This is a genomic window from Candidatus Pelagibacter sp. HIMB109, assembly GCF_052048155.1.
Lineage (GTDB): Bacteria > Pseudomonadota > Alphaproteobacteria > Pelagibacterales > Pelagibacteraceae > HIMB114.
In genome coordinates this window covers 19,417-39,479 of sequence record NZ_JBNAIK010000009.1, presented here as the reverse complement: position 1 = coordinate 39,479, position 20,063 = coordinate 19,417, and the positions used below count along the sequence as shown (strand labels likewise).

Annotated in this window: 23 protein-coding genes; 8 read left to right on the top strand and 15 right to left on the bottom strand. The window is 28.9% G+C overall.

The window, feature by feature from the left end; genetic code table 11:
- The 5 genes from ACTTAQ_RS05710 to ACTTAQ_RS05690 all read right to left on the bottom strand — a co-directional run.
- A partial coding sequence (locus tag ACTTAQ_RS05710; RefSeq protein ID WP_440696353.1) for a hypothetical protein occupies window positions 1–183 on the bottom strand: 183 nt, incomplete at its 3' end.
- Entirely contained in the window at window positions 176–799 is a 624-nt protein-coding gene (locus tag ACTTAQ_RS05705; protein WP_440696351.1) for a DsbA family oxidoreductase, read from the bottom strand. The genes ACTTAQ_RS05705 and ACTTAQ_RS05710, both read right to left, overlap by 8 nt.
- 3 nt (window positions 800–802) lie before the next feature.
- Window positions 803–1,564, bottom strand: a complete 762-nt coding sequence (locus ACTTAQ_RS05700) for an HpcH/HpaI aldolase family protein (protein ID WP_440696349.1) — start codon at window positions 1,562–1,564, stop codon at window positions 803–805.
- Window positions 1,565–1,579: 15 nt separating this feature from the next.
- Window positions 1,580–2,407 carry a hypothetical protein gene (locus ACTTAQ_RS05695; protein ID WP_440696347.1) on the bottom strand — a complete coding sequence of 276 codons (828 nt, stop codon included), beginning with the start codon at window positions 2,405–2,407 and terminating at the stop codon, window positions 1,580–1,582.
- 115 nt (window positions 2,408–2,522) lie between these two features.
- Window positions 2,523–2,942, bottom strand: a complete 420-nt coding sequence (locus tag ACTTAQ_RS05690) for a J domain-containing protein (protein WP_440679578.1) — start codon at window positions 2,940–2,942, stop codon at window positions 2,523–2,525.
- Between the two features lie 71 nt (window positions 2,943–3,013).
- Here ACTTAQ_RS05690 and ACTTAQ_RS05685 point away from each other — a divergent pair, with 71 nt between their 5' ends.
- Entirely contained in the window at window positions 3,014–5,086 is a 2,073-nt protein-coding gene (locus ACTTAQ_RS05685) for a S9 family peptidase (RefSeq protein WP_440696345.1), read from the top strand.
- A gap of 90 nt (window positions 5,087–5,176) precedes the next feature.
- The gene (locus ACTTAQ_RS05680) at window positions 5,177–5,623 is read left to right on the top strand and encodes an Hsp20 family protein (RefSeq protein WP_009372995.1); all 447 of its coding nucleotides are present in this window, start codon (window positions 5,177–5,179) and stop codon (window positions 5,621–5,623) included.
- Between the two features lie 36 nt (window positions 5,624–5,659).
- Here the strand turns inward: ACTTAQ_RS05680 and gshB are convergent, their stop codons facing one another.
- Window positions 5,660–6,610 carry a glutathione synthase gene (gene gshB, locus ACTTAQ_RS05675; RefSeq protein WP_440696343.1) on the bottom strand — a complete coding sequence of 317 codons (951 nt, stop codon included), beginning with the start codon at window positions 6,608–6,610 and terminating at the stop codon, window positions 5,660–5,662.
- Window positions 6,594–7,922 (bottom strand): glutamate--cysteine ligase, encoded by a 1,329-nt coding sequence (locus ACTTAQ_RS05670; protein ID WP_440696341.1) that lies wholly within the window; start codon window positions 7,920–7,922, stop codon window positions 6,594–6,596. The genes gshB and ACTTAQ_RS05670 overlap by 17 nt, the downstream gene beginning before the upstream one ends.
- 120 nt (window positions 7,923–8,042) lie before the next feature.
- On the opposite strand from ACTTAQ_RS05670, the gene ACTTAQ_RS05665 reads away from it, so the two are divergent.
- Window positions 8,043–9,332, top strand: coding sequence for an NCS2 family permease (locus ACTTAQ_RS05665; protein WP_440696339.1), 1,290 nt, complete (start codon window positions 8,043–8,045; stop codon window positions 9,330–9,332).
- Between the two features lie 30 nt (window positions 9,333–9,362).
- On the opposite strand, the gene ACTTAQ_RS05660 is transcribed toward ACTTAQ_RS05665, so the two are convergent.
- Window positions 9,363–9,881, bottom strand: a complete 519-nt coding sequence (locus ACTTAQ_RS05660) for a phosphoribosyltransferase (RefSeq protein WP_440696337.1) — start codon at window positions 9,879–9,881, stop codon at window positions 9,363–9,365.
- Between the two features lie 33 nt (window positions 9,882–9,914).
- On the opposite strand from ACTTAQ_RS05660, the gene ACTTAQ_RS05655 reads away from it, so the two are divergent.
- Entirely contained in the window at window positions 9,915–10,208 is a 294-nt protein-coding gene (locus ACTTAQ_RS05655) for a DUF1330 domain-containing protein (protein WP_009373000.1), read from the top strand.
- On the opposite strand, the gene ACTTAQ_RS05650 is transcribed toward ACTTAQ_RS05655, so the two are convergent.
- Window positions 10,198–10,815 carry a DNA-3-methyladenine glycosylase family protein gene (locus ACTTAQ_RS05650; protein WP_009373001.1) on the bottom strand — a complete coding sequence of 206 codons (618 nt, stop codon included), beginning with the start codon at window positions 10,813–10,815 and terminating at the stop codon, window positions 10,198–10,200. The genes ACTTAQ_RS05655 and ACTTAQ_RS05650 overlap by 11 nt on opposite strands.
- A complete protein-coding gene (locus tag ACTTAQ_RS05645) occupies window positions 10,816–11,700 on the bottom strand; it encodes a DMT family transporter (RefSeq protein ID WP_440696335.1) in 885 nt (294 codons plus the stop codon).
- A gap of 34 nt (window positions 11,701–11,734) precedes the next feature.
- Here ACTTAQ_RS05645 and ACTTAQ_RS05640 point away from each other — a divergent pair, with 34 nt between their 5' ends.
- From ACTTAQ_RS05640 to ACTTAQ_RS05630, 3 genes are read left to right on the top strand one after another with little or no spacing between them, the layout of a single operon-like run.
- A complete protein-coding gene (locus ACTTAQ_RS05640; protein ID WP_440696333.1) occupies window positions 11,735–12,571 on the top strand; it encodes a rhodanese-like domain-containing protein in 837 nt (278 codons plus the stop codon).
- A 56-nt stretch (window positions 12,572–12,627) separates the two neighbouring features.
- On the top strand, window positions 12,628–13,518 hold the full coding sequence (locus tag ACTTAQ_RS05635; RefSeq protein ID WP_440696331.1) for an efflux RND transporter periplasmic adaptor subunit: 891 nt from the start codon (window positions 12,628–12,630) through the stop codon (window positions 13,516–13,518).
- Between the two features lie 6 nt (window positions 13,519–13,524).
- Entirely contained in the window at window positions 13,525–16,629 is a 3,105-nt protein-coding gene (locus ACTTAQ_RS05630; RefSeq protein ID WP_440696329.1) for an efflux RND transporter permease subunit, read from the top strand.
- A 1-nt stretch (window position 16,630) separates the two neighbouring features.
- On the opposite strand, the gene ACTTAQ_RS05625 is transcribed toward ACTTAQ_RS05630, so the two are convergent.
- On the bottom strand, window positions 16,631–17,011 hold the full coding sequence (locus ACTTAQ_RS05625; RefSeq protein ID WP_440696327.1) for a VanZ family protein: 381 nt from the start codon (window positions 17,009–17,011) through the stop codon (window positions 16,631–16,633).
- Window positions 16,990–17,304 carry a divalent-cation tolerance protein CutA gene (cutA, locus tag ACTTAQ_RS05620; protein ID WP_440696325.1) on the bottom strand — a complete coding sequence of 105 codons (315 nt, stop codon included), beginning with the start codon at window positions 17,302–17,304 and terminating at the stop codon, window positions 16,990–16,992. The genes ACTTAQ_RS05625 and cutA overlap by 22 nt, the downstream gene beginning before the upstream one ends.
- A 28-nt stretch (window positions 17,305–17,332) precedes the next feature.
- Here cutA and gpmA point away from each other — a divergent pair, with 28 nt between their 5' ends.
- On the top strand, window positions 17,333–18,055 hold the full coding sequence (gene gpmA / locus ACTTAQ_RS05615; RefSeq protein WP_440696323.1) for a 2,3-diphosphoglycerate-dependent phosphoglycerate mutase: 723 nt from the start codon (window positions 17,333–17,335) through the stop codon (window positions 18,053–18,055).
- On the opposite strand, the gene ACTTAQ_RS05610 is transcribed toward gpmA, so the two are convergent.
- The 3 genes from ACTTAQ_RS05610 to tsaE are packed head-to-tail and all read right to left on the bottom strand — an operon-like array spanning window position 18,045 to window position 20,063.
- Window positions 18,045–18,731, bottom strand: coding sequence for a nucleotidyltransferase family protein (locus ACTTAQ_RS05610; protein ID WP_440696321.1), 687 nt, complete (start codon window positions 18,729–18,731; stop codon window positions 18,045–18,047). The genes gpmA and ACTTAQ_RS05610 overlap by 11 nt on opposite strands.
- The gene (locus ACTTAQ_RS05605; RefSeq protein ID WP_440696319.1) at window positions 18,722–19,666 is read right to left on the bottom strand and encodes an aminoglycoside phosphotransferase family protein; all 945 of its coding nucleotides are present in this window, start codon (window positions 19,664–19,666) and stop codon (window positions 18,722–18,724) included. Before ACTTAQ_RS05605 ends, ACTTAQ_RS05610 begins: the two co-directional genes overlap by 10 nt.
- Window positions 19,629–20,063, bottom strand: coding sequence for a tRNA (adenosine(37)-N6)-threonylcarbamoyltransferase complex ATPase subunit type 1 TsaE (gene tsaE, locus ACTTAQ_RS05600; RefSeq protein WP_440696317.1), 435 nt, complete (start codon window positions 20,061–20,063; stop codon window positions 19,629–19,631). Before tsaE ends, ACTTAQ_RS05605 begins: the two co-directional genes overlap by 38 nt.

The following is a 20,063-nucleotide window of genomic DNA, read 5'->3' as shown; positions in this document are numbered from 1 at the left end:
TATTTTTTTAAACTTTTTTTGCTTTTTAAGTTTATTTTTTTTTAGTTTCTTTTTTGTTTTTAAGCTTGATTTTGAGGATTTTTTTTTCTTTTTAAAATTTTTTTTCTTTCTGATTTTCGATGGTTTTTTTTTAACCTTCGTTTTTCTTTTTTTAATTTTTTTCTTTTTATTCTTTTTAGCCATTAGATTTTTTTATTGCTTCAATTAAATGATCAACTGATTGTGCTCCAGAAATAGATAATTGATCATTAAAAACATAAAATGGAACACCTGTAATTCCCATTTCTTTTGCTACATCATCCATTTTACTAATCTTTTTAACATTCTCTTCTTTGTTTAAATATTCTTTAACTTTATCAACGGGCAATTTATTTTTTTTTGCAATAGACACTAAAATTTCCTCATCGCCTATATCTTTTGCTTTGGCAAAATAATTTTCGAACAAATCAGTAATAACATCGTTTTCAACTTTATACCTTCTAGCAAAATCTACTAATAAATGTGATTTAACTGTATTTGGAGTTCTTTGTATTTTGTCTAACTTAATTTGTAGATTTTCTTGCTCACCTTGCATAATCATATTGTCATACATAGGTTTTGCATTTTCAATACTTCCAAATTTTGAATTAATATAATCAATACGATCCATTCCATCCTTTGGCATTGATGGATTTAATTGAAAAGGCAAATTCATAACAATAGACTGTGATAAATTAAGTTGTTCTATTGCTTGGTTTAATCTCTCTTTACCAATATAACACCAACCACAAATGGTGTCGGAAAACATTTTAATTTGCATGAATTATTTAAATTCTTTTAATAAATTTTCTGCGCTTCTAGCAAAAAGATTAGTATCACTATTGATTGCTACAAAAGTGTATCCAGCTTCAACGTATTTTTTAGCATAATCTTTTTTTCCAGTTAATATACCGGCAGGTTTTCCACCTTTAGTAGCTAGTTCTAAACCTTCGTAAATAAGATCCTGAACTTCTTGGTCTTCAAATTGGCCGATTTTTCCTATTGAACCAGATAAATCACTTGGTCCAATAAAAATCCCATCTATTCCATCAACTTTTGCAATTTCAGGAATATTTTTTATTGCTTCTTTCGTTTCGCATTGAATTAAAACACAGATTTCTTTTTCTGCCTCCAGATAATAATTTTCAACATGACCATATCGATTCATCCGAGCTGCTGACATTATCCCTCTTATTCCTTTTGGTGGATATCTTGTAGCCTCAACAGCAGCTTTTGCTTCCTTAACATTTTGCACAAATGGATAAAGAATAGTTTGAGCGCCCATATCAAGAATTCTTTTAACCATAATAGGCTCGTTCCACGGGACTCTTACAACAGGCTCAGTGTCATATCCTTCCATAACTTGGAGTTGAGTTAACACCTCTTGAATGTCATTTGGTGAATGTTCCATATCAATTACAGACCAATCAAAACCAGTAACAGAGATAATTTCAGCAATAGTATTATTTGTTAAGCAACTCCAAATTCCAATTTGCTTATTTTTTTTTAAAATGTGTTCTTTAAATTTATTTTTTTTGATTTTCATTATAGCTTGTTATCTTCATTTAAGAAGTTTATCAAATTTTTTTAATAAATCATCTTTGTTTCCTTTTAAAAGATCATTTAAAATATTTTTCTTATCTCCTTTTTGATTTGGAGCTCCTTGACCTCCTAAAATATTTTTATTTAAAATATCTTTTAGTTTACTTTCAAATTTTTGTTTTATTTTTTGTTTAAGAACATCGTTTTGAACCTTAGAGACAACATTTGTTAAAATCATAGCTACAACATCTTTAAAATGATTAGCATTTTTAGTATTACCAACATTTAAAAACTCCATATTGCTTAATCTTGTATTCGTATTAATCTTCAAATCTTCTGAAATCACTTGTGCATATGCATTTTTAAAAACTAATTTCTTTATAAGAAAATTTTTATCTTTCTCTTTTGCAGGATAAATTTTATCATTCTTACTGCTTTTCCCCTGACCACTTCTTTCTTGCTTTAATGCCTGGTTGATTAAAGAGAGGTTATCTACAATTTGACCATTTCTTATCAAAACTTTGTATTGGAAATTAATCCCATTTAAATTGACTAGTTTAATTTCTACAGTATCACTAATGACAGATTTTAAATTAGTAATTATTTTAACATCTTTGATCTTTAATAGATCACCAGGAAACCTGTCGTTATTTTTGATAGTAATATTTTTTAAAGTTACTTGTTCTTTTAAAAAATCTATTTTTAAATTGTCTATTTTGACTTCCCTCTCGGCTGCCTTGGTTGCTTCACTTTCTATGATATTTTTTGCAATTTCATCAGCTTTAAATTCTGCAAAAAAATAAATTCCGCCTACAATTAAAGTGATTAAAATAATAAAAAATCTCATATTAGATATAGCGCCAGACTAATAATAATAATTATAGGTAAAACAAGAATAAAACCTATAATTTTGTTTTTAACAAAAAAATAATCCAAAACTCCAATTAAAATTTTTAGTGTTTTCATTTGTGTATTTCTAAAAGTATATCTCTTGCGCGGTTAATTTTACTAGCTAATTCATTATCTCCTGCCTTGTCTGGATGCGCCTCTTTTATTTTAGTTTTGTGAGCATTAATTATCTCTTGTCTTGAGCAATTTCTCTCTAACCCTAAGATTTTGTAAGCATCATTCACTTCGCTTATTGAAGAGGTAAATGTTCCATTTGATCTCATTCTTCTAACTTTTAAAATTGCAGAGATAAAACGATAAAGATAAATAATATTAACAAAGTTAAACATACTTCTTTTGAGTGCAGTTCCTATAACAGCAAAGAAAGGTAGTGAAAGTAAATACCTACCAGCTAAAAATAATAAAATAATTGCAGTAACTGAAAGAATTATAATCCCAAATTTAAACATTCCAGAAAATGTTTTTTTATCCATATTGGAAATTAGCCAAAGGACACCATATAAGATAAGAAATATTATTAAGCTTAAAACAATAAGATTCATTTATGAAATTAGTACCCAAATTAAGAAAAGAAAAAAAGGTGATAAATATTCACGGTGAAGAACTGGTTGATGATTATGCCTGGATTAAGCAACAAGATTGGCAAACTGTTCTAAAAAATCCATCAAAATTAAATAAAGAAGTTTTAAAATATATTGAAGATGAAAATAACTATAAATCTGAGCAACTTAAAGATTTAACGGATCTAAAAAAAAAAATTTTTAATGAACTTAAAGGAAGAATAAAAGATAAAGACTCATCTGTTCCTGTTAAAGACGGAAAATTTAGTTATTATAACAAATATTTAGAAGATGCTGAGTATCCTCAATTTTTAAGAATAAATAATCTAGATAATAAAGAAGAAATTATCTTAGATGCAAATCAAAAATCAAAAGATTTTAAATTCTTTAATCTAAGTTCTGTCAGTCATAGTCATGACCATAAATACTTAGCCTATAATGTAGATATAAATGGAAGCGAACATTATGATCTAACTGTAGAAGAAATTTTAACGCAAAAAATTATCACCAAAAAAATTGAAAACACAACTGGTGAAATTATTTGGCACCCAAATAATAAAATAATTTTTTACACTGTTTTAGATACTAATCACCGACCAAACAAAATTTTTGCTCATGAAATAGGTTCAAACCCTGCGAATGATGAATTGATTTATGAAGAAAAAGATGCAGCATATTTTTGCTATCCTTCATTAAGCCAAAGCAGAGATTATCTTCTAATAAGAACAGGTGATCACCAAACCTCTGAATATTGGTTTAGTCAAATCAATGATTATAAAAACATTCAATGCTTTAAGAAAAGAACAGATAGAGAAGAATATGAGATTGATCATGCAAATGATATTTTTTATATTCTTAATAACCTTGATGGATGTAAAAACTTTAAAGTCTCAACCGCAGAGCCTAGAAATATTAATGATTGGAAAGACTATGTTAAATATAATCCTAACCATTTATTGCTTGATTTCACAGTTCTTAAAAAATGGTTCATCTTGTTTCAAAGAGTAGATGGTCTAAATCAAATTTTAATTAAAAATTTAGAAAATTCAGAAGAACACTTAATTAAATTTGATGATGAAACTTACGAACTTTCCCTTTCTGGGCAATATGAGTTTGATACAGATTTAATTAGAATTTCTTATAGCTCACCAATTACACCAGGAACAGTCTATGATTATAACTGTAGAGAAAAGAAAAAAATTCTTAGAAAAACTCAAGAAATTCCATCGGGGTATGAAAAAAATAACTATATCTGCAAAAGAGTATTAGTAGATTCTCATGATAAGGAACAAATTCCTCTTACTATTTTTTACCATAAAAACACGCCTTTAAATGGTGAAGCGCCATTACTTTTGTATGGATATGGAAGCTACGGAATTACTATTCCGGATAGTTTTTCTTCAAATAGATTTTCTCTAATCGATAGAGGTTTTATTTATGCTATCGCTCATATCAGAGGAGGGCGCGAAAAAGGTCAAGAATGGTACGAGAATGGCAAGTTAATGAATAAAAAAAATACATTCTTAGATTTTATATCCTGTGCAGAATATCTTTGTGACAACCAATATACTTCGAAAGGAAAAATTATTGCGCAAGGTGGTTCAGCAGGTGGCTTATTGATGGGTTATATTTCTAATGAAAGACCTGATCTTTTTCTAGGTATAATAGCTCAAGTTCCATTTGTAGATATTTGCAATACCATGCTTGATGAAGATCTGCCTTTAACAGTAACAGAAATTCCTGAGTGGGGTGATTTAAAAAATAATAAACAAGCTTATCAATATATAAAAAGTTATTCGCCTTATGATAATGTTAAAAAACAAAACTATCCTAACATGCTCATTACCGGAGGGATTACTGATCCAAGAGTAACCTATTGGGAAATGACAAAATGGATTGCAAAGTTGAGAGAATATAAAACAGATAAGAATTTAATTATGTTAGATATGAATATGGATGCAGGTCATAGTGGCGCAAGTGGAAGATATGATTATTTAAATGAAGTTGCACTTGCATATATTTTTGCTTTAAAAATTTCTAATAAAACCGCATCTTGAAAAAATAAAAATCATTCCCATATAATATTTATAGGTCGCTTAATGTTAGGGCCTATAAAAAAAGTACTTGCTTAACAAAGGAGGAAAAAAATGAGTAATGCTTTATCTATATTTAATCAACTAAGACCTGTTACTGTAGGTTATGATAATATTTTCGATCATTTTGAAAAAATGTTTGAAGATGATTTTTTTAAGACACCTTCAGTAAACTATCCGCCATACAACATCGTAAAAACTGGTGAAAACCAATACAATGTTGAAGTAGCATTAGCAGGTTATAATAAAAAGGATATCGCCATCGAATATGCTGATAACCTTTTAACAATCAAATCTGTTAAAAAAGATAGTTCAGAAACTAAAGATGAAAACGGTAATGTTATTCATCAAGGTATTTCTAAAAGATACTTTAGTAAATCTTTTACAATTGCTGATGACACTGAAGTGAAAGGCGCTGAACTAAAAGATGGTCTTTTAAAAGTTTCTTTGGAAAGAATTATTCCAGAAGCTAAAAAGCCAAGACAAATTGAAATACAATAAATAATATAGGTAGAGGCGACATTAGTCGCCTCTAGACTATTTCTTAATTTTCTTTTCTAATTTATCCCAAAATATTTTTTCTAATCTTGTATTATTTAGCCGGTTAATTTCTTGCATCCCGGTTGGTGAAGTGACATTTATTTCTGTTAAATAATTTCCAATGGCATCTATACCTGTAAAAAAAAGACCTTTTTTCTTCAAATACGGTTTTAGCTTTGAACAAATTTTCCTATCTTTAAAAACTAATCCTGATCTTTGTGCAGATCCGCCTGCATGAAAGTTAGCTTTGATACTTCCTTTTTTTGGTATCCTTGCGACTGAGCCCACATATTCCCCATCTATCAGTATAATTCTTCTATCGCCTTGACTAATCTCTTTTATAAATTTTTGAGCAATAATTGCCCCTTTATATTTTTTAATCATCCTTTGGATAATTGTTTTATTTTTTAATGAACCTTTGGTTACTTTTTCAATACCTTCTCCGCCATTACCATAAAGAGGTTTAAGAATAGTAAATTTATATTTTTTAATAAAATTTTGAATTTCGTTTAAATCTTCTGAAATTAATGTGTCAGGAATTAAATTTTTAAAATTAAACATTGATAATTTTTCAGGATTATTCCTAATCTCAGTTGGATTATTCACTACTAAAACTTTTTGGTTTAGCATTTCTAAAAAATAAGTTGCGGTTATATATTCCATATTAAATGGAGGATCTTGCCTGACCAAAACACAATGGAACTGGTTTAAATTAATTGAAATTTTTTTTTGTTTCTTAAAAAATTTTTTGCCTTGATTAATAATTTTAAAATAACATCCCTTTGCAATAATGGTGTTATTTTTTAAAGAAATATCCTTTGGTGAATAATGAAATAATTTATATCCTCTTCTTTGCGCTTCTTGAGCAATGACAAAAGTACTATCTTCCTTTGGATTTATTTTTTCCAAAGGATCCATTTGAATCGCGATCTTAAAATGCTTTTTCATCAAAAATTAAATCTAGATTGTTTTTATATTTTTTTTCAAATTCTTCGATTAATATATTTGAGAGATTTTTTTTATTTTCTATAAAGCCAAAAAGTTCTTTTAAAAAGATGCTTTCGTCATCATTATTAGAATTAAGCTTTTTTCTATTTTGTAAACCTTTTTGTGATAATTCTAAAAATGATTTGGCATATTGTAAAATCGGTTTACCATATAGCTCTGCTTCAAAACCTTTTTTTCCAGCATCTAAATATGCTTGATTTACATCTTTAAATTTCCATTCTTTACAAATCTCAAAGCATTCGTCTAAAATATTTTGATCATACAAAATACCTGTCCAAAAAGCTGGGATAGAACAAATTCCTGACCACGAACAAGAGTCTGCTGGTCTTATTTCTAAATATTGTTTAACTCTTACTTCTGTAAAGATTGTAGATAAATGGTTGGCCCAGTCGTCTAGATTTGCTTCCTCATAGTTTGTCTCTTTTAATTTACCATTTACAAAATCTTTAAAGTTTTTTCCTGAAACATCTATGACATCATCATTTCTATTCACAAAATACATCGGAACATTTAATGCATAGTCACAATATTGTTCATATGAGTTTTCTTTATCAAAAAAAAATGGGATCAATCCAGATCTATTATCATCTGTGTGTTGCCAAATATTTGTACGATAGCCAATAAAACCATTTAACTTTCCTTCTAGAACTGGTGAATTTGAAAATAATGATACTGCAACTGGTACAAGGCAACTTGCAACTTTAGTTTTTTTTCTAAAATCATCCTCAGACGAAAAATCAAAATTAACCTGTGTGGCTGCTGTTCTGTGCATCATATCCAAGCCAAGTGTACCAACTTTTGGCATATAATCTCTCATGATGGAGTAACGTTTTTTTTTAAGCTTATGAATTTCGTTTATTTTAGCATTTGGGATAAAACCTATTCCAATAATTCCAAGGCCAAGTTTAGCACAAGCTTGTTTTAATTCTTTTAAATATAAATTAACTTCTCTACAGGTGTCATGAATTGTACCACATGGTGCCCCGGATAATTCTATTTGTAAACCAGGTTCAAGTGTAATTGATAAATTTTCTTTTTTTAATCCAATTATATTTTCCTTTTCTTTTATCTCTGTCCACTGATTTTCTTTTAAAATATTAAAAATTCCAACAATGCCATTTTCTGAAAAATCTACTGGTTTTTTTGTTTTAATATCAAAGAGAAATTTTTCGTGTTCAGTACCAATTTTAAAAGCGCTAGATTTTTTTTCACCCTGTTTGAAATAATTTATTAGATTTTCTTTTGATAACATCTGTTTTTTACAATCTACTCTAGAAATTTTTCAATAGATACACAAAAAAAATCCACATTTAAAATTTTAAAAACTAAAAAAAACATCAAATTACAATATAGGAGTTCTTGGAGGATAAAAATGTTTGAAAAATATTTTGAATTTAAAAAAAATAATACAGATTTAAGAACGGAAGTCATAGCTGGAGTTACAACTTTTTTGACCATGGCTTACATTATGTTTTTAAACCCTGTTATTCTTAAAGATGGTGGTTTTGATTTTGGAGGTGTTTATACAGCTACAATTTTAGCATCAGCAGTTGCTTGTTTTATTATGGCTTTTTACGGAAAAAGCTGGCCTGTTGGTTTAGCTCCTGGAATGGGACTAAATGCGTTCATTGCTTATGGTGTTTGTAAAGGAATGGGATACTCACCAGATCAAGCGTTAGGTGCGGTATTTGTTGCTGGAATTTTATTTTTAATAATATCTTTAACGCCTATTCGTGCATGGATAATTAATTCAATTCCAAAAAGCTTAAAGCTTGGAATCGGTGCTGGTATTGGATTGTTCCTAGCAATTATTGGAATGGAAATTATGGGGATCACCGTTGATCACCCGGTGACATTGGTCACGCTTGGTAATCTAAAAGACCCAATAGTAATTCTTGCATGTCTTGCATTTGTTTCAATGATTGTTCTTGAGAAACTAAAAGTAAAAGGAAATATTATTATTGGAATACTTGTGTTTTCAATTATTGCATGGGTTGCTGATTTATCAAAATTTAATGGTGTAGTTGGATCAATTCCTCCAATGACGCACTTATTAACTTTTGATCTTTCTGCCGGACTAACAGCTGGAATGGCAACAGTTGTGTTTACATTATTTTTTGTAGACTTTTTTGATACTGCAGGAACTTTGACCTCTGTTGCAAACGTAGCGGGGAAAGTTGATGCAAATGGAAAAGTTAAAGATATTGATAAAGCAATGTTGTCTGACAGTGTTGGAACAGTTGCAGGTTCATTATTTGGTACAACAACAGTAACCAGTTATATTGAATCTGGATCTGGTATCAAGGCAGGTGGAAAAACAGGCATGACATCTTTAGTGATAGGTGTTCTGTTTTTAGCATGTCTTTTCTTTGCTCCACTCGCAACATCATTACCAAAACAAATTGATGGTGCAGCACTAGTATATGTTGCTATTCTTTTTGTTAGAAATATCACTGATATTGAATGGGATGATATATCTGAGTCAGGTCCTGCAGTATTAGCAATGATTACTATGCCTCTCACTTATAGCATTAGCTATGGAATTGCATTGGCATTCCTTGCATACGCATTAATTAAAATTGCAAGTGGAAAAGCAAATACAGTCAATCCAGCAATATGGGTTGTGGCTGTTTTAAGTTTTATTAGCTTTGCAATAATTTAAATTTTATAAACCACTAGGGTAAAAAAAACCCTAGTGGTTTTTTTTTATATCTTCTATTCTAATTTCTTCGTATTTTTCAAAAGGCTGAACTATCCAAGGACTATCTTTGAGTCTATTAGCACAGTAATCAGGTTCAAAAGACGATTGAGATTTTTTCCATAAAACAGCTGTTCGAATTTCTTTAATATTTCCTCTCATTGGACGGTAATTTTGTAACCACTCTATACTTTTGTTTAAAGTAACCCCAGTATCTGAAAGGTCATCACATAATAAAATATTTCCACCTAAAGTATGGGCAGTTGAACTTAATTCTCTTGAAAAAATTATTTGACCTTGTTGATTTTCAATATCATCTCCTGAGTAAGACTCAACGGCCATATATGCACATTTAATTTTAAAAATTCTACTTAATACATCTATGATAGGAGCTCCGCCTCTCATTATGCCAATTAATAAATTGACCTTAAACCCAGAGTCATGAACTTGTATTGCTAACTTTTCTACTGTTTTGTTGTATTCATCCCAGTTAACAATTAATTTATTATCCATAAGTAGTTATTAATTAATTTTAAGGAGATGTAAATGAAAGGCTATTGGATTGCACTATATAAAAAAATTGAAAATCAGGATAACTTAAAAAAATATGGTGAAGCTGCTACTCCTGTAATCAAATCATACGGCGGAAAAGCTCTAGTTCGAGGAAGCGATCACAAAGTATTAGAAGGAAATGGGTTTGAAAGAATTGTCATATGGGAATTTCCAAGTTTTGAAAAAGCTAATGAATGTCATGACTCAAAAGAATATTTAGAAGCATGGTCTTACGCTAAAGAGACAACTCACAGAGACTTAGTAATAGCAAAAGAATTTAATAACTAACTGGTTCAGGGTCTATGCTTCTCCATAAATACCATGTTGCAACTGTGCAATAAGGGCTCCATCTTTCCTTGAACTTTTTTAATTGTGATGGTGATGGCGGGTATTTAGTTTTATAATTATTTGATATCCCCCTGAGCAATCCAATATCTTGCACAGGGAAAATATCTGGCCTCATTTGATTAAAAAATAAAAACATTTCAGCAGTCCAAACTCCAATACCTTTAACCTGCACAAGGTATTTTATTGCGTCTTGATCATTCATTTTTTTTAACTTTTTAATATCAAGCTCTTTATTTAAAAATTTTTTAGCTAAGATTTTCAAGTATGAAATTTTTTGTCTTGAAAGGCCGCAAGAAGCTAATTGTTTTGGTGTAAGCTTATAAATATTTTTTGGATGAATTTTTTTAGCTTTAGTTTCTAATTTTTTCCAAACTGATGAGGCAGCCTGAACTGATATTTGCTGACCAACAATAGATTTGCATAAAGAGAAAAAAGGGTCGCTTCTTGTCTTTAAATTTCCTTTATATTTTTTTATTAATTTACCCAAGATCTTATCTTTTTTTGAAAGATATTTTTTTCCCTGATCCCAATATTTTGGTTTAGTCATTTAAACTTGTCTTACCATTGTAGTTTTAACTTTTTTAATTGCTTCTCTTCTAAAAATTATTGCAGTACTGATAATAATCAAGAAAGCACCCAATAATGTTAAGTAAGAAATACTTTCTCCAAAAATAAATATTCCTGATAATATTGCAAAAATTAAACTTAAATATTTAACTGGAGTTACTAAAGATATATCGGCTTTTCTAATAGACATCGTTAGAAATATATTCCCTGTTGAACCACAGATACCAATCGCAAATAAATAAATGATATCTTCAGTTTTTATTTCATTCCATCCAAAGAAGTATGAGATGCAACCTGTTAAAATTAATGCAATCGTAAAAAACATCGAAATTAAATAGTCTGGTTCTGTCTTGGATAGTTTTTTTATTAATATTGAAATAGTTGCAAATCCTAAACAAAATAAAATAGGGAAAAAAGAATAATAACTAAACATCGTAGTACCAGGCTTTAAAACAACAATCACCCCAATGATTCCTAGAATAATCGCAAACCACCTATAAAATCTCACAATCTCACTTAAAAAAATAATCGAAAAAATTGTTGCAAATATTGGAGCGGCAAAACTGATAGTAATTGCATCTGCTATTGGTAAAAATTTAAGACCTAAATACAAATTCGCCATTGCAAAAGTTCCTGCTACGGCTCTACCAATATGTAATTTTAATTTAGATGTTTCTAAAAGGTTTTTGTATCGATTAAGAGGAATAATAAAAAAGATAGGGATAAGTCCTAAAAAGCCTCTAAAAAATATTAATTGTCCAATAGGATAAGAATTGGACATTAATTTTACAGAAATATCCATTAATGAAAAGCAAACTACACTTAAAATCATGTAAATTATTCCTAATTGATTTTTACTGATCATTAAAAATCTAGTATCATGCTAATTTGAAAAAATCATGAATATAGTTGACGTTGATTGGCTGGAAAATAATTTAAATAATGAAAATATAATTATTTTAGATTGTAGTTGGCACCTACCAAATACTCAAAGATCAGGCAAAGAAGAATTTAAAAAAGAAAGAATACCAGGAGCAATTTTCTTTGATATTGATGAAATATCCGAACAAGAAAGTCCTTTTCCTCATATGATGCCTACAGAAGATTACTTCTCTAAAAAGGTAAGTGAGCTTGGCGTATTAAATGAGCACCATATTATAACATATGATTCTTTGGGAGTTTTTAGTTCTGCAAGAGTGTACTGGATGTTTAAACAATTTGGACATAAAAAAATATCAATCTTAGATGGAGGTTTAAAATTTTGGAAAATTAAAAATAAAAAAATTGAAACATCTGCACCTAATAAAAAAATAAAAACAAATTATTTAGCTCAATTAAATCGATCAAAAATTAAAGACTTTGAAGATGTCAAAAAAAATACTCAAACTAAAGAATTTAAATTAGTGGATGCAAGACCAAGTGGTCGATTTAATGGTGCTGATCCTGAGCCTAGAAAAGATCTGCAAAGTGGAAATATTGAAAATAGTTTAAATATACCATTTAATATAATTGTTGACGCTGAAACAGGCTGTTTTAAAAATAAAGAAGAAATTAAAAAAATTTTTAAAGAAAAAAATATTATGAAAAAAGACTCTTTAGTTTTTTCTTGTGGTTCTGGAGTTGCCGCTTGTGTAGTCGGAGCTGCTTATGAAAATCTAAATAATATCGATAATTATAACGTTTTTGATGGATCATGGACTGAATGGGCCACTAAAAATAATCTCAAAAATTCATAATATTTACATAATTTTATCTAATATCTTTTTTAATTAGAAATGATAAATACCGCCAAATGAAGACCCAAAAAAAAATTATTATATTTCTATCAATTTTCTTTTTTATAATAGCTTCAATTATAATTGGGCGAACAATTATTAATTCAAAGATTGAAAAAGCAATAAAAAAAGCAAGAGGCAAACCATCAGGTGTAATTGCCTATAGTGTCAAAGAATCAAATTTTTTTCAAAGTATTGAAACATTTGGTACCGCTATAGCAAACAAATCTTTTTCAATAAGGATAAAAAAAGAAAACATAATAAAATCTATCGATTTTAATAAACAGCAATTTGTAAAAAAAGGCACAATTATTGCTTCACTTAGAGATAGAGATATTATCGCTCCATTTGAGGGCCGATTAGGAAAAAGAGAAATTACTCCAGGTATTCTTGGTGACAGCAACTCTATTATTGCAACATTAGATGATAGTACAAAACTTAAAGTAGATATTAAATTACCTGAAAACTACGTTGGTATTCTTAAAAACGGATTAAGAGTTGAGGCTACAACAGATGCATTTAACAAGGTATTTGAAGGAGAGGTTAAGACTGTTAGCTCAAGAGTTGATCCAACCTCAAGATCAATCCTTGCTCAAATAGAAGTTTCTAATCCAAATCTTGAACTGATTCCTGGAATTCTTCTTAATATAAAAGTTATTTATAATGATAGAAAATCTTTATCTATTCCTGAAGAATCTCTTGTGATCCAAGGAAATAATAAATTTGTATATTTGATAGAAAATAACATCCTTAAAAGAAATGAAATAAAAATTGGACTGAGAAATTTTGGTAAAGTTGAAGTTTTATCAGGATTAAAAGCTGGTGATCAAATTGTAGCTGAAGGAACTAATAAAGTTAGAAATAAAGCAAAAGTTATAATTAAAAAATCAAACAAAAAAGTAAAATAAACTTCTATGTATTTGACAGATCTTTCTATTAAAAGGCCAGTCGTGGCTACAGTGATGAGCCTTGTGCTCGTTATTTTTGGATTGGTCACTTTTAATAAAATTCCCTTAAGGGAATTGCCAGATGTTGACTCTGCAAAAGTAAATATCAGAACTGATTATACAGGAGCATCAGCAACGATTATTGATACTCAAATTACTCAAAAAATAGAAGATCGAATTGGTGGAACACCAGGAATTGTTACGATTGACTCAACAAGTGAAGATGGACGATCATCTATTACTTTAGAATTTGATTTAGATGTTGATTTAGATACTGCCGCAAACGATGTAAGAGAAAAAATTGCAAGAATAGTTGATAATCTGCCTGAAGGCGCAGAGCCTCCAGAAATTTATAAATCGTCTGCTGCTAGGACTACAACGATGTGGCTTGCTTTCCAAAGTCCAAGCATGTCAGATCTTGAACTTACAGATTATGCAGATCGATATTTAAAAGATTTATTCTCAACCGTTCCTGGTGTTGGAAATATTAGATTAGGTGGTGAAAGAGAATTTTCTTTAAGAGTTTGGCTAGATCCAATTGCAATGGCTGCAAGAAATATTACTGTCTTAGAACTTGAATCAATTCTTAAAAAAGAAAATGTAGAATTCCCTGCAGGTAAGATTGAGTCTAAATATGTAGATCTTGTAATTAAAGTTGAGAAAGCTTACAAAAAACTTCAAGATTACAAAGACCTTGTACTTAAAAGAGCTGGAGATGGATCATTAATTAAACTGGGTGATATTGCTAGATTAGAATTTGGCGCTTTAAATTCTAGTACACTATTTAAAGGCAATGGAAATCAAACTGTCGGTATTGGTATCTATCAGCAATCAACTGCAAACACTATTGAGGTAGCTAGAGCAGTTAAAAAAAAGATTAAAGAAATAGAACCTTCCCTACCTGAAGACTCAACACTTACGGTATCATTTGATAGGTCAACATACATAGAAGCAGCAATTGGCGAAGTATATAAGACACTATTTATTGCCGTTATATTAGTTGTTTTAATTATTTATCTGTTTTTAGGAAACATAACCGGCGTAATTATTCCAGCAGTTGCAATACCTGTAGCGCTTATTTCAACTTTTCTAGCAATTTATCTTGCTGGTTTTACTTTAAATTTATTTACACTAATGGCTCTCGTTTTGGCTATTGGAATAGTAGTTGATGATGCCATTGTGATGGGTGAAAATATTTCAAGAAGACTGGAAAAAGGTGAAACAGCATTAGTCGCTGCTTATCGCGGATCAAAGCAAGTTGCGTTTGCAATCATTGCTACTACTGTTGTCTTAGTATCAGTATTTTTACCTCTTGTATTTATCAAAGGCTTAATTGGTAAACTATTTTCTGAAATGGCTTTAACTCTTTCATTTGCAGTCATTATTTCAAGTTTTGTAGCTTTAAGTTTATCGCCAATGATTGGATCAAAGTTTTTAAAAACGAGCAAAAAAAAACCTAAGTTTATTTTAAAGTTTGAAAAATACTTGCAAGCTTTTCAAAAATTTTATGAGGAAACACTTCATTTCATGCTCAAAAGAAAAAAGAGTATATTTGTTTTTTTAGGAACAATTCTAGTCAGTATTATTATTTTATTTAATTTTACTAAAAAAGAATTGCTTCCTAAAGAAGATAGAGGAGTGTTTTTTGTTATTATCCAAGCACCTGAAGGTTCTGGATTTAATTATACCTCTGAAAAAGCTTTGGATATTGAGAGCAAATTTTTACCAAAAGTTGGAAAAGGTGAAATTAGAAGATTGTTATTAAGAGTGCCTGGATTTGGAAAGAGAAGTAAACAGCTAAATTCAGCATTTATCATTGTTCTTTTGGAAGATTGGGCAGAAAGAAAACGAAGCGGACAACAAATTTTAAGAGAGTCATTTGGTATCATATCATCTGTTCCAGGTGTACGAGCTTTTCCTGTTATGCCTCAATCAATTAGAGGTGGCGGCGTTGAAAAGCCTATTCAATTTGTTTTATTAGGAAGCACTTATGAAAAACTTGAGGAATGGAAAAATATTTTAAAAAGAGAAGCCAGAAAAAATGGAAGAATTATAAATATAAGTGACGATTATGAATTAACTAAACCGGAGTTAAAAGTAGAAATTAATAATGAAAAAGCAGCAGATCTTGGAGTTTCAATCGAACAAATTGGAAGAACAATGGAAACTATTTTTGGCTCTAGGCAAGTTACAAAATTTACAAATAATGGAAAAGAATATTCAATAGTCTTACAAGGTGATTTGAAAGACAGAACAGAGCCATCAAACTTAAATAAAGTTTATGTCAGATCAGATATTACAAAAAAACTAATACCACTATCAAATGTAATAAAAATATCAGAAAGTGCAGCAGCACCTTTTTTAAGCAGATATCAAAGGCAAAAGGCAGTAACTATTTCAGCTCGATTAGTGGGTGATTATACTATTGGAGAAGCACTAGAATATTTAAATAATATTGTAAAAGAAAAACTCCCAGCAGAAGTTCGTGTCGATTACAAGGGAGAGTCTGAAGAGTATAAGAAAACAAACGTTGGAATTTACCTTATTTTTGTTCTTGCATTAGTAACTGCTTATCTATCTATGGCGGCACAATTTGAAAGCTGGAAACATCCACTAACTATTATGCTGACAGTTCCACTAGCAATCTTTGGTGGCATCATTGGACTCCTTGTTGCTGGTAGCTCATTAAATATCTACAGTCAGATAGGTTTAATTATTTTGATAGGTCTTGCTGCTAAAAATGGAATTCTTATTGTTGAATTTGCTAACCAGTTGAGGGCTGAGGGTAAGGATATTGAAAAAGCAATTTTAGAAGCTGCAAAAATAAGGCTAAGACCAATTCTTATGACTTCATTATCTACAATTGCAGGAGTTGTTCCTCTTATTGTTGGATCCGGTCCTGGAGAAGCAAGCAGATTAACGGTTGGAGTAGTTATATTCTCAGGAATGATTTTTTCTACTTTCTTTACGTTATACGTCATCCCTACAATTTACTTGTTAATTGGAAGAAATACTCAAAGAATAGATGCTGTTGAAATTGAGCTACAAAAGCAACTTAAAACAGTAAAATAATTTAAATTAGTTTTTTTAAATCTTTTAATTTAAATAAAAATAATCCAACAGCTAAACCCAAAAAGTTCATGATTAAATCTAAATTTTCATAAAAACGGTTTGGGATATATAGATGCAATACTTCCATTAGTACGGAAAATATAATTAAAAATAAAACTATAGATTTGAATTTTCTATTTTTATCAAAAGATAAAAATGCCAATAAACCTAAAAAAAAATAAGAAATAAAATGACTTAGCTTATCACCGCCTGGATACGTAGTTGGGTCACCCTTTAAAACTAAACCTATTAAATTTCCAGGATAAATAGACACTACTAAGATGAACAAAAACCATATTAAAAATAAAAATTTATAAAAATTTAAGAATTTTTTGAGATCCATTTTAAAAATGTGTTGCTTCCTGAATCGATATTGAAAAAAAGAATACATGGACAATCATAGGAATGTTGACTCTTAACACTCTTAATAATTTTTTTAATATTCTTTTTTTGTGTTTTTCCAATCAAAATATATTCCTTTGATGATTTAACTTTATTATTCCATTTAAAAATTGATTGGATGTTTGGGATAATATTAGTACATGCAGCCAGTTTATTTTTAACTAAAAATTTACCAATTTTATTTGCTTCTAATTTTGATCCACAAGTAATGTATAACAATTTATAATTGCTCATTTTGATTATCTATCATAATAACAATTTAATGATAAATCTTATTCTAATTCGTCATGGTCAAAGTCAATGGAATTTAGAGAATAGATTCACTGGTTGGTACGACGCTGATCTTACAAAAAAAGGTCTAGAAGAAGCTGATAAAGCTGGTCTGCTTATAAAAGAACTTGGTCTTAAATTTAATTATGGTTTTACTTCTTTTCAAACTAGAGCCATAAAAACTTTTGAAACAATTTTAAAATCTTCAGAGATTAATATTCCTCACGTCACGAAAGCATGGCAACTTAACGAAAGGCACTATGGAGGTCTACAAGGCCTGAATAAAGAAGAAACTGCAAAAAAACACGGAAAGGAACAAGTTATGATCTGGAGAAGAAGTTATGATATTCCTCCTCCTCCACAAGATAGAAGTGACCCTGCTCACCCTGTAAACTCTGAGATTTATAAGGGTATTGACCCAAATTTAATTCCAGATTCTGAGTCACTTAAAGATACATATAATAGAACTGTGCCTTATTATTTAGAAAATATTGAACCATTACTAAAAAAATCTGAAAATATTTTAATCTCAGCCCATGGAAATAGTTTGCGCGCATTATGCAAAAAAATTTTTGAAATTTCTGATGAAATGATTGTTAAATTAGAGATACCAACTGGGAATCCAATTCAAATTCAATTTGATCGAAATTTAGATCTTAAAGAATATAGATATTTAGATAAAGCTCGCGCCAAAGAATTTATTGTTAAAAAATAATATCCTTATTTTTTAGCTTATTATAAATTTCTAAATCTGTTGTATGATAAAAAGTCTGCTCGAAAACTTCCCCCGTAATTTGCTTCTTTTCTACTAAATGGTCCCATATCTCTTTTACTGAAAATGGCGTTACCTCTTTATTTTTTAATAATGAGGAGTTTAAGATCTGAAACCCTGTATAAATATAATTTTTTTTATTTGTTAAAAAGTCATTTTCAATTGAAAAATCTGCATTTAAATTAGGGTCAAAACTCTTACCTTTTCTTGCTAAAAGCAATCCTGCTAAAAAATTTTTTTGTATAGTTTTTTTAATTAAAATTTTCATATCTAAAATATAATTTTTTTGCCAAACAGTATCAGAATTTAGAACAAGAAAATAATCGTCGGATAAAAAATGCTTGGCATTTACTAATGCGCCACCTGTATCTAAAATAACTTCTTCTTCAAAAACTTTAATATCAGGGTGATTTTTATTTATATAGCTAGAAATTTTTTGTTTTAAATGATGAACATTAACTGCAATCTCATTTACACCAAGTTCTTTCAAAATCTTAATTGAATATTCAATTAGTGGAATATTATTAATAGTTAATAAAGGTTTAGGAGTTGTATTGGTTAGTGGCAAAACACGTTTACCAAAACCAGCGCATAAAATTATTGCTTTATTTATTTCCATTTTTTTCGGATAATTTTGTTAGAAAAATATTTTTTGAATATCAAGTTTAATTCTTTTAATTCATTATGCTTTAATCTTAACTTTAAAAGGGACCAAGTTCTTGGTAAATATTTTAAATATTTTTCTTTATGATCACGTCGATACAATCTTAAAAAAATACCCAAAATTTTTAAAAGCCTTTGAATTGAGAGTATGTGAAAATCGAATAGAAAATCATTTTGTTTATTTTTTGTTTTTTTAAAATAATATTTTATTAATTTGGACTGATCACTTTGACTTATATTTGCCCTAACATCATCTACTAGAGACATAAGGTCATAAGCAGGATGACCAATTACAGCATCTTGTGTATCTAAAAAGGCAATTTTTTTATTATGAATAATTAAGTTTTCGATATGAAAATCTCTATGAACAAAAACTTTATTAGATTTTGTAGTTTTTTTGAGTAACTTTAGAAAACAATTATTTATTGTTTTTTGAATTTCTCTTATTTTCTTCTTGGAAAAAAATTCTGGTAAATACCATTCATAAAACAAATTCATTTCTTTATGTAATAATTTCATAGAATATTTAGGTAAATTTTTTTTTAGTTTAATTTTTTGTAATTTTACAAGCTCATCAATTACATTTTTAAAATGATTAACTTTATTTTTTTTAATGACATTTTTTACTAAATCGTTCCCTAAATCTTCAATAATAATAAAATTATTTTTTACATTTTTTTTTATTGTTTTAGGTGCTTTAATTTTATTGCTAATTAAAAATTCATTTATCTTTGAATAATTTTCTAAATTATTTTTTTTATCCTTCTTGCAATAAACTAAAATTTGTTTTTTCTTATTTTTAAAACGATAAAACTTTCTTGGTGACGCATCACCAGCAACTAAATAAATTTCATTATTTAGTTTTTCCAAAATATTTGATTTTAATGTCACGTTCGTTTTTTAATTTTGTATGCTTTAAATTTATTTCTATACGATTTATATTTTTTTTCTTAATTAATTCCGGCCATTCTATAATATTTATTACCTTATCCTCTAACTCAAAAAGACCAATGTTTTCTAGATCTAATTTACTCTTAAGTCGGTATAAATCGTAATGGGCTATAATTAGTTTATTTTTGACCGGGTAGTATTGGACTATGTTAAAAGTTGGACTGGTTACTTGGGGTAACTTTTTTTTATTTTTTTTAAAAATTTCACTAATAATTAACTTTGACAGAGTGGTTTTTCCGGTACCTAAATTTCCCTTTAAATAAATTGTGTGACCTATTTTTACTTTTTTTGAGATTTTATAAGATAACGTCTTTAAATCTTTTAAAGCACATCTCAT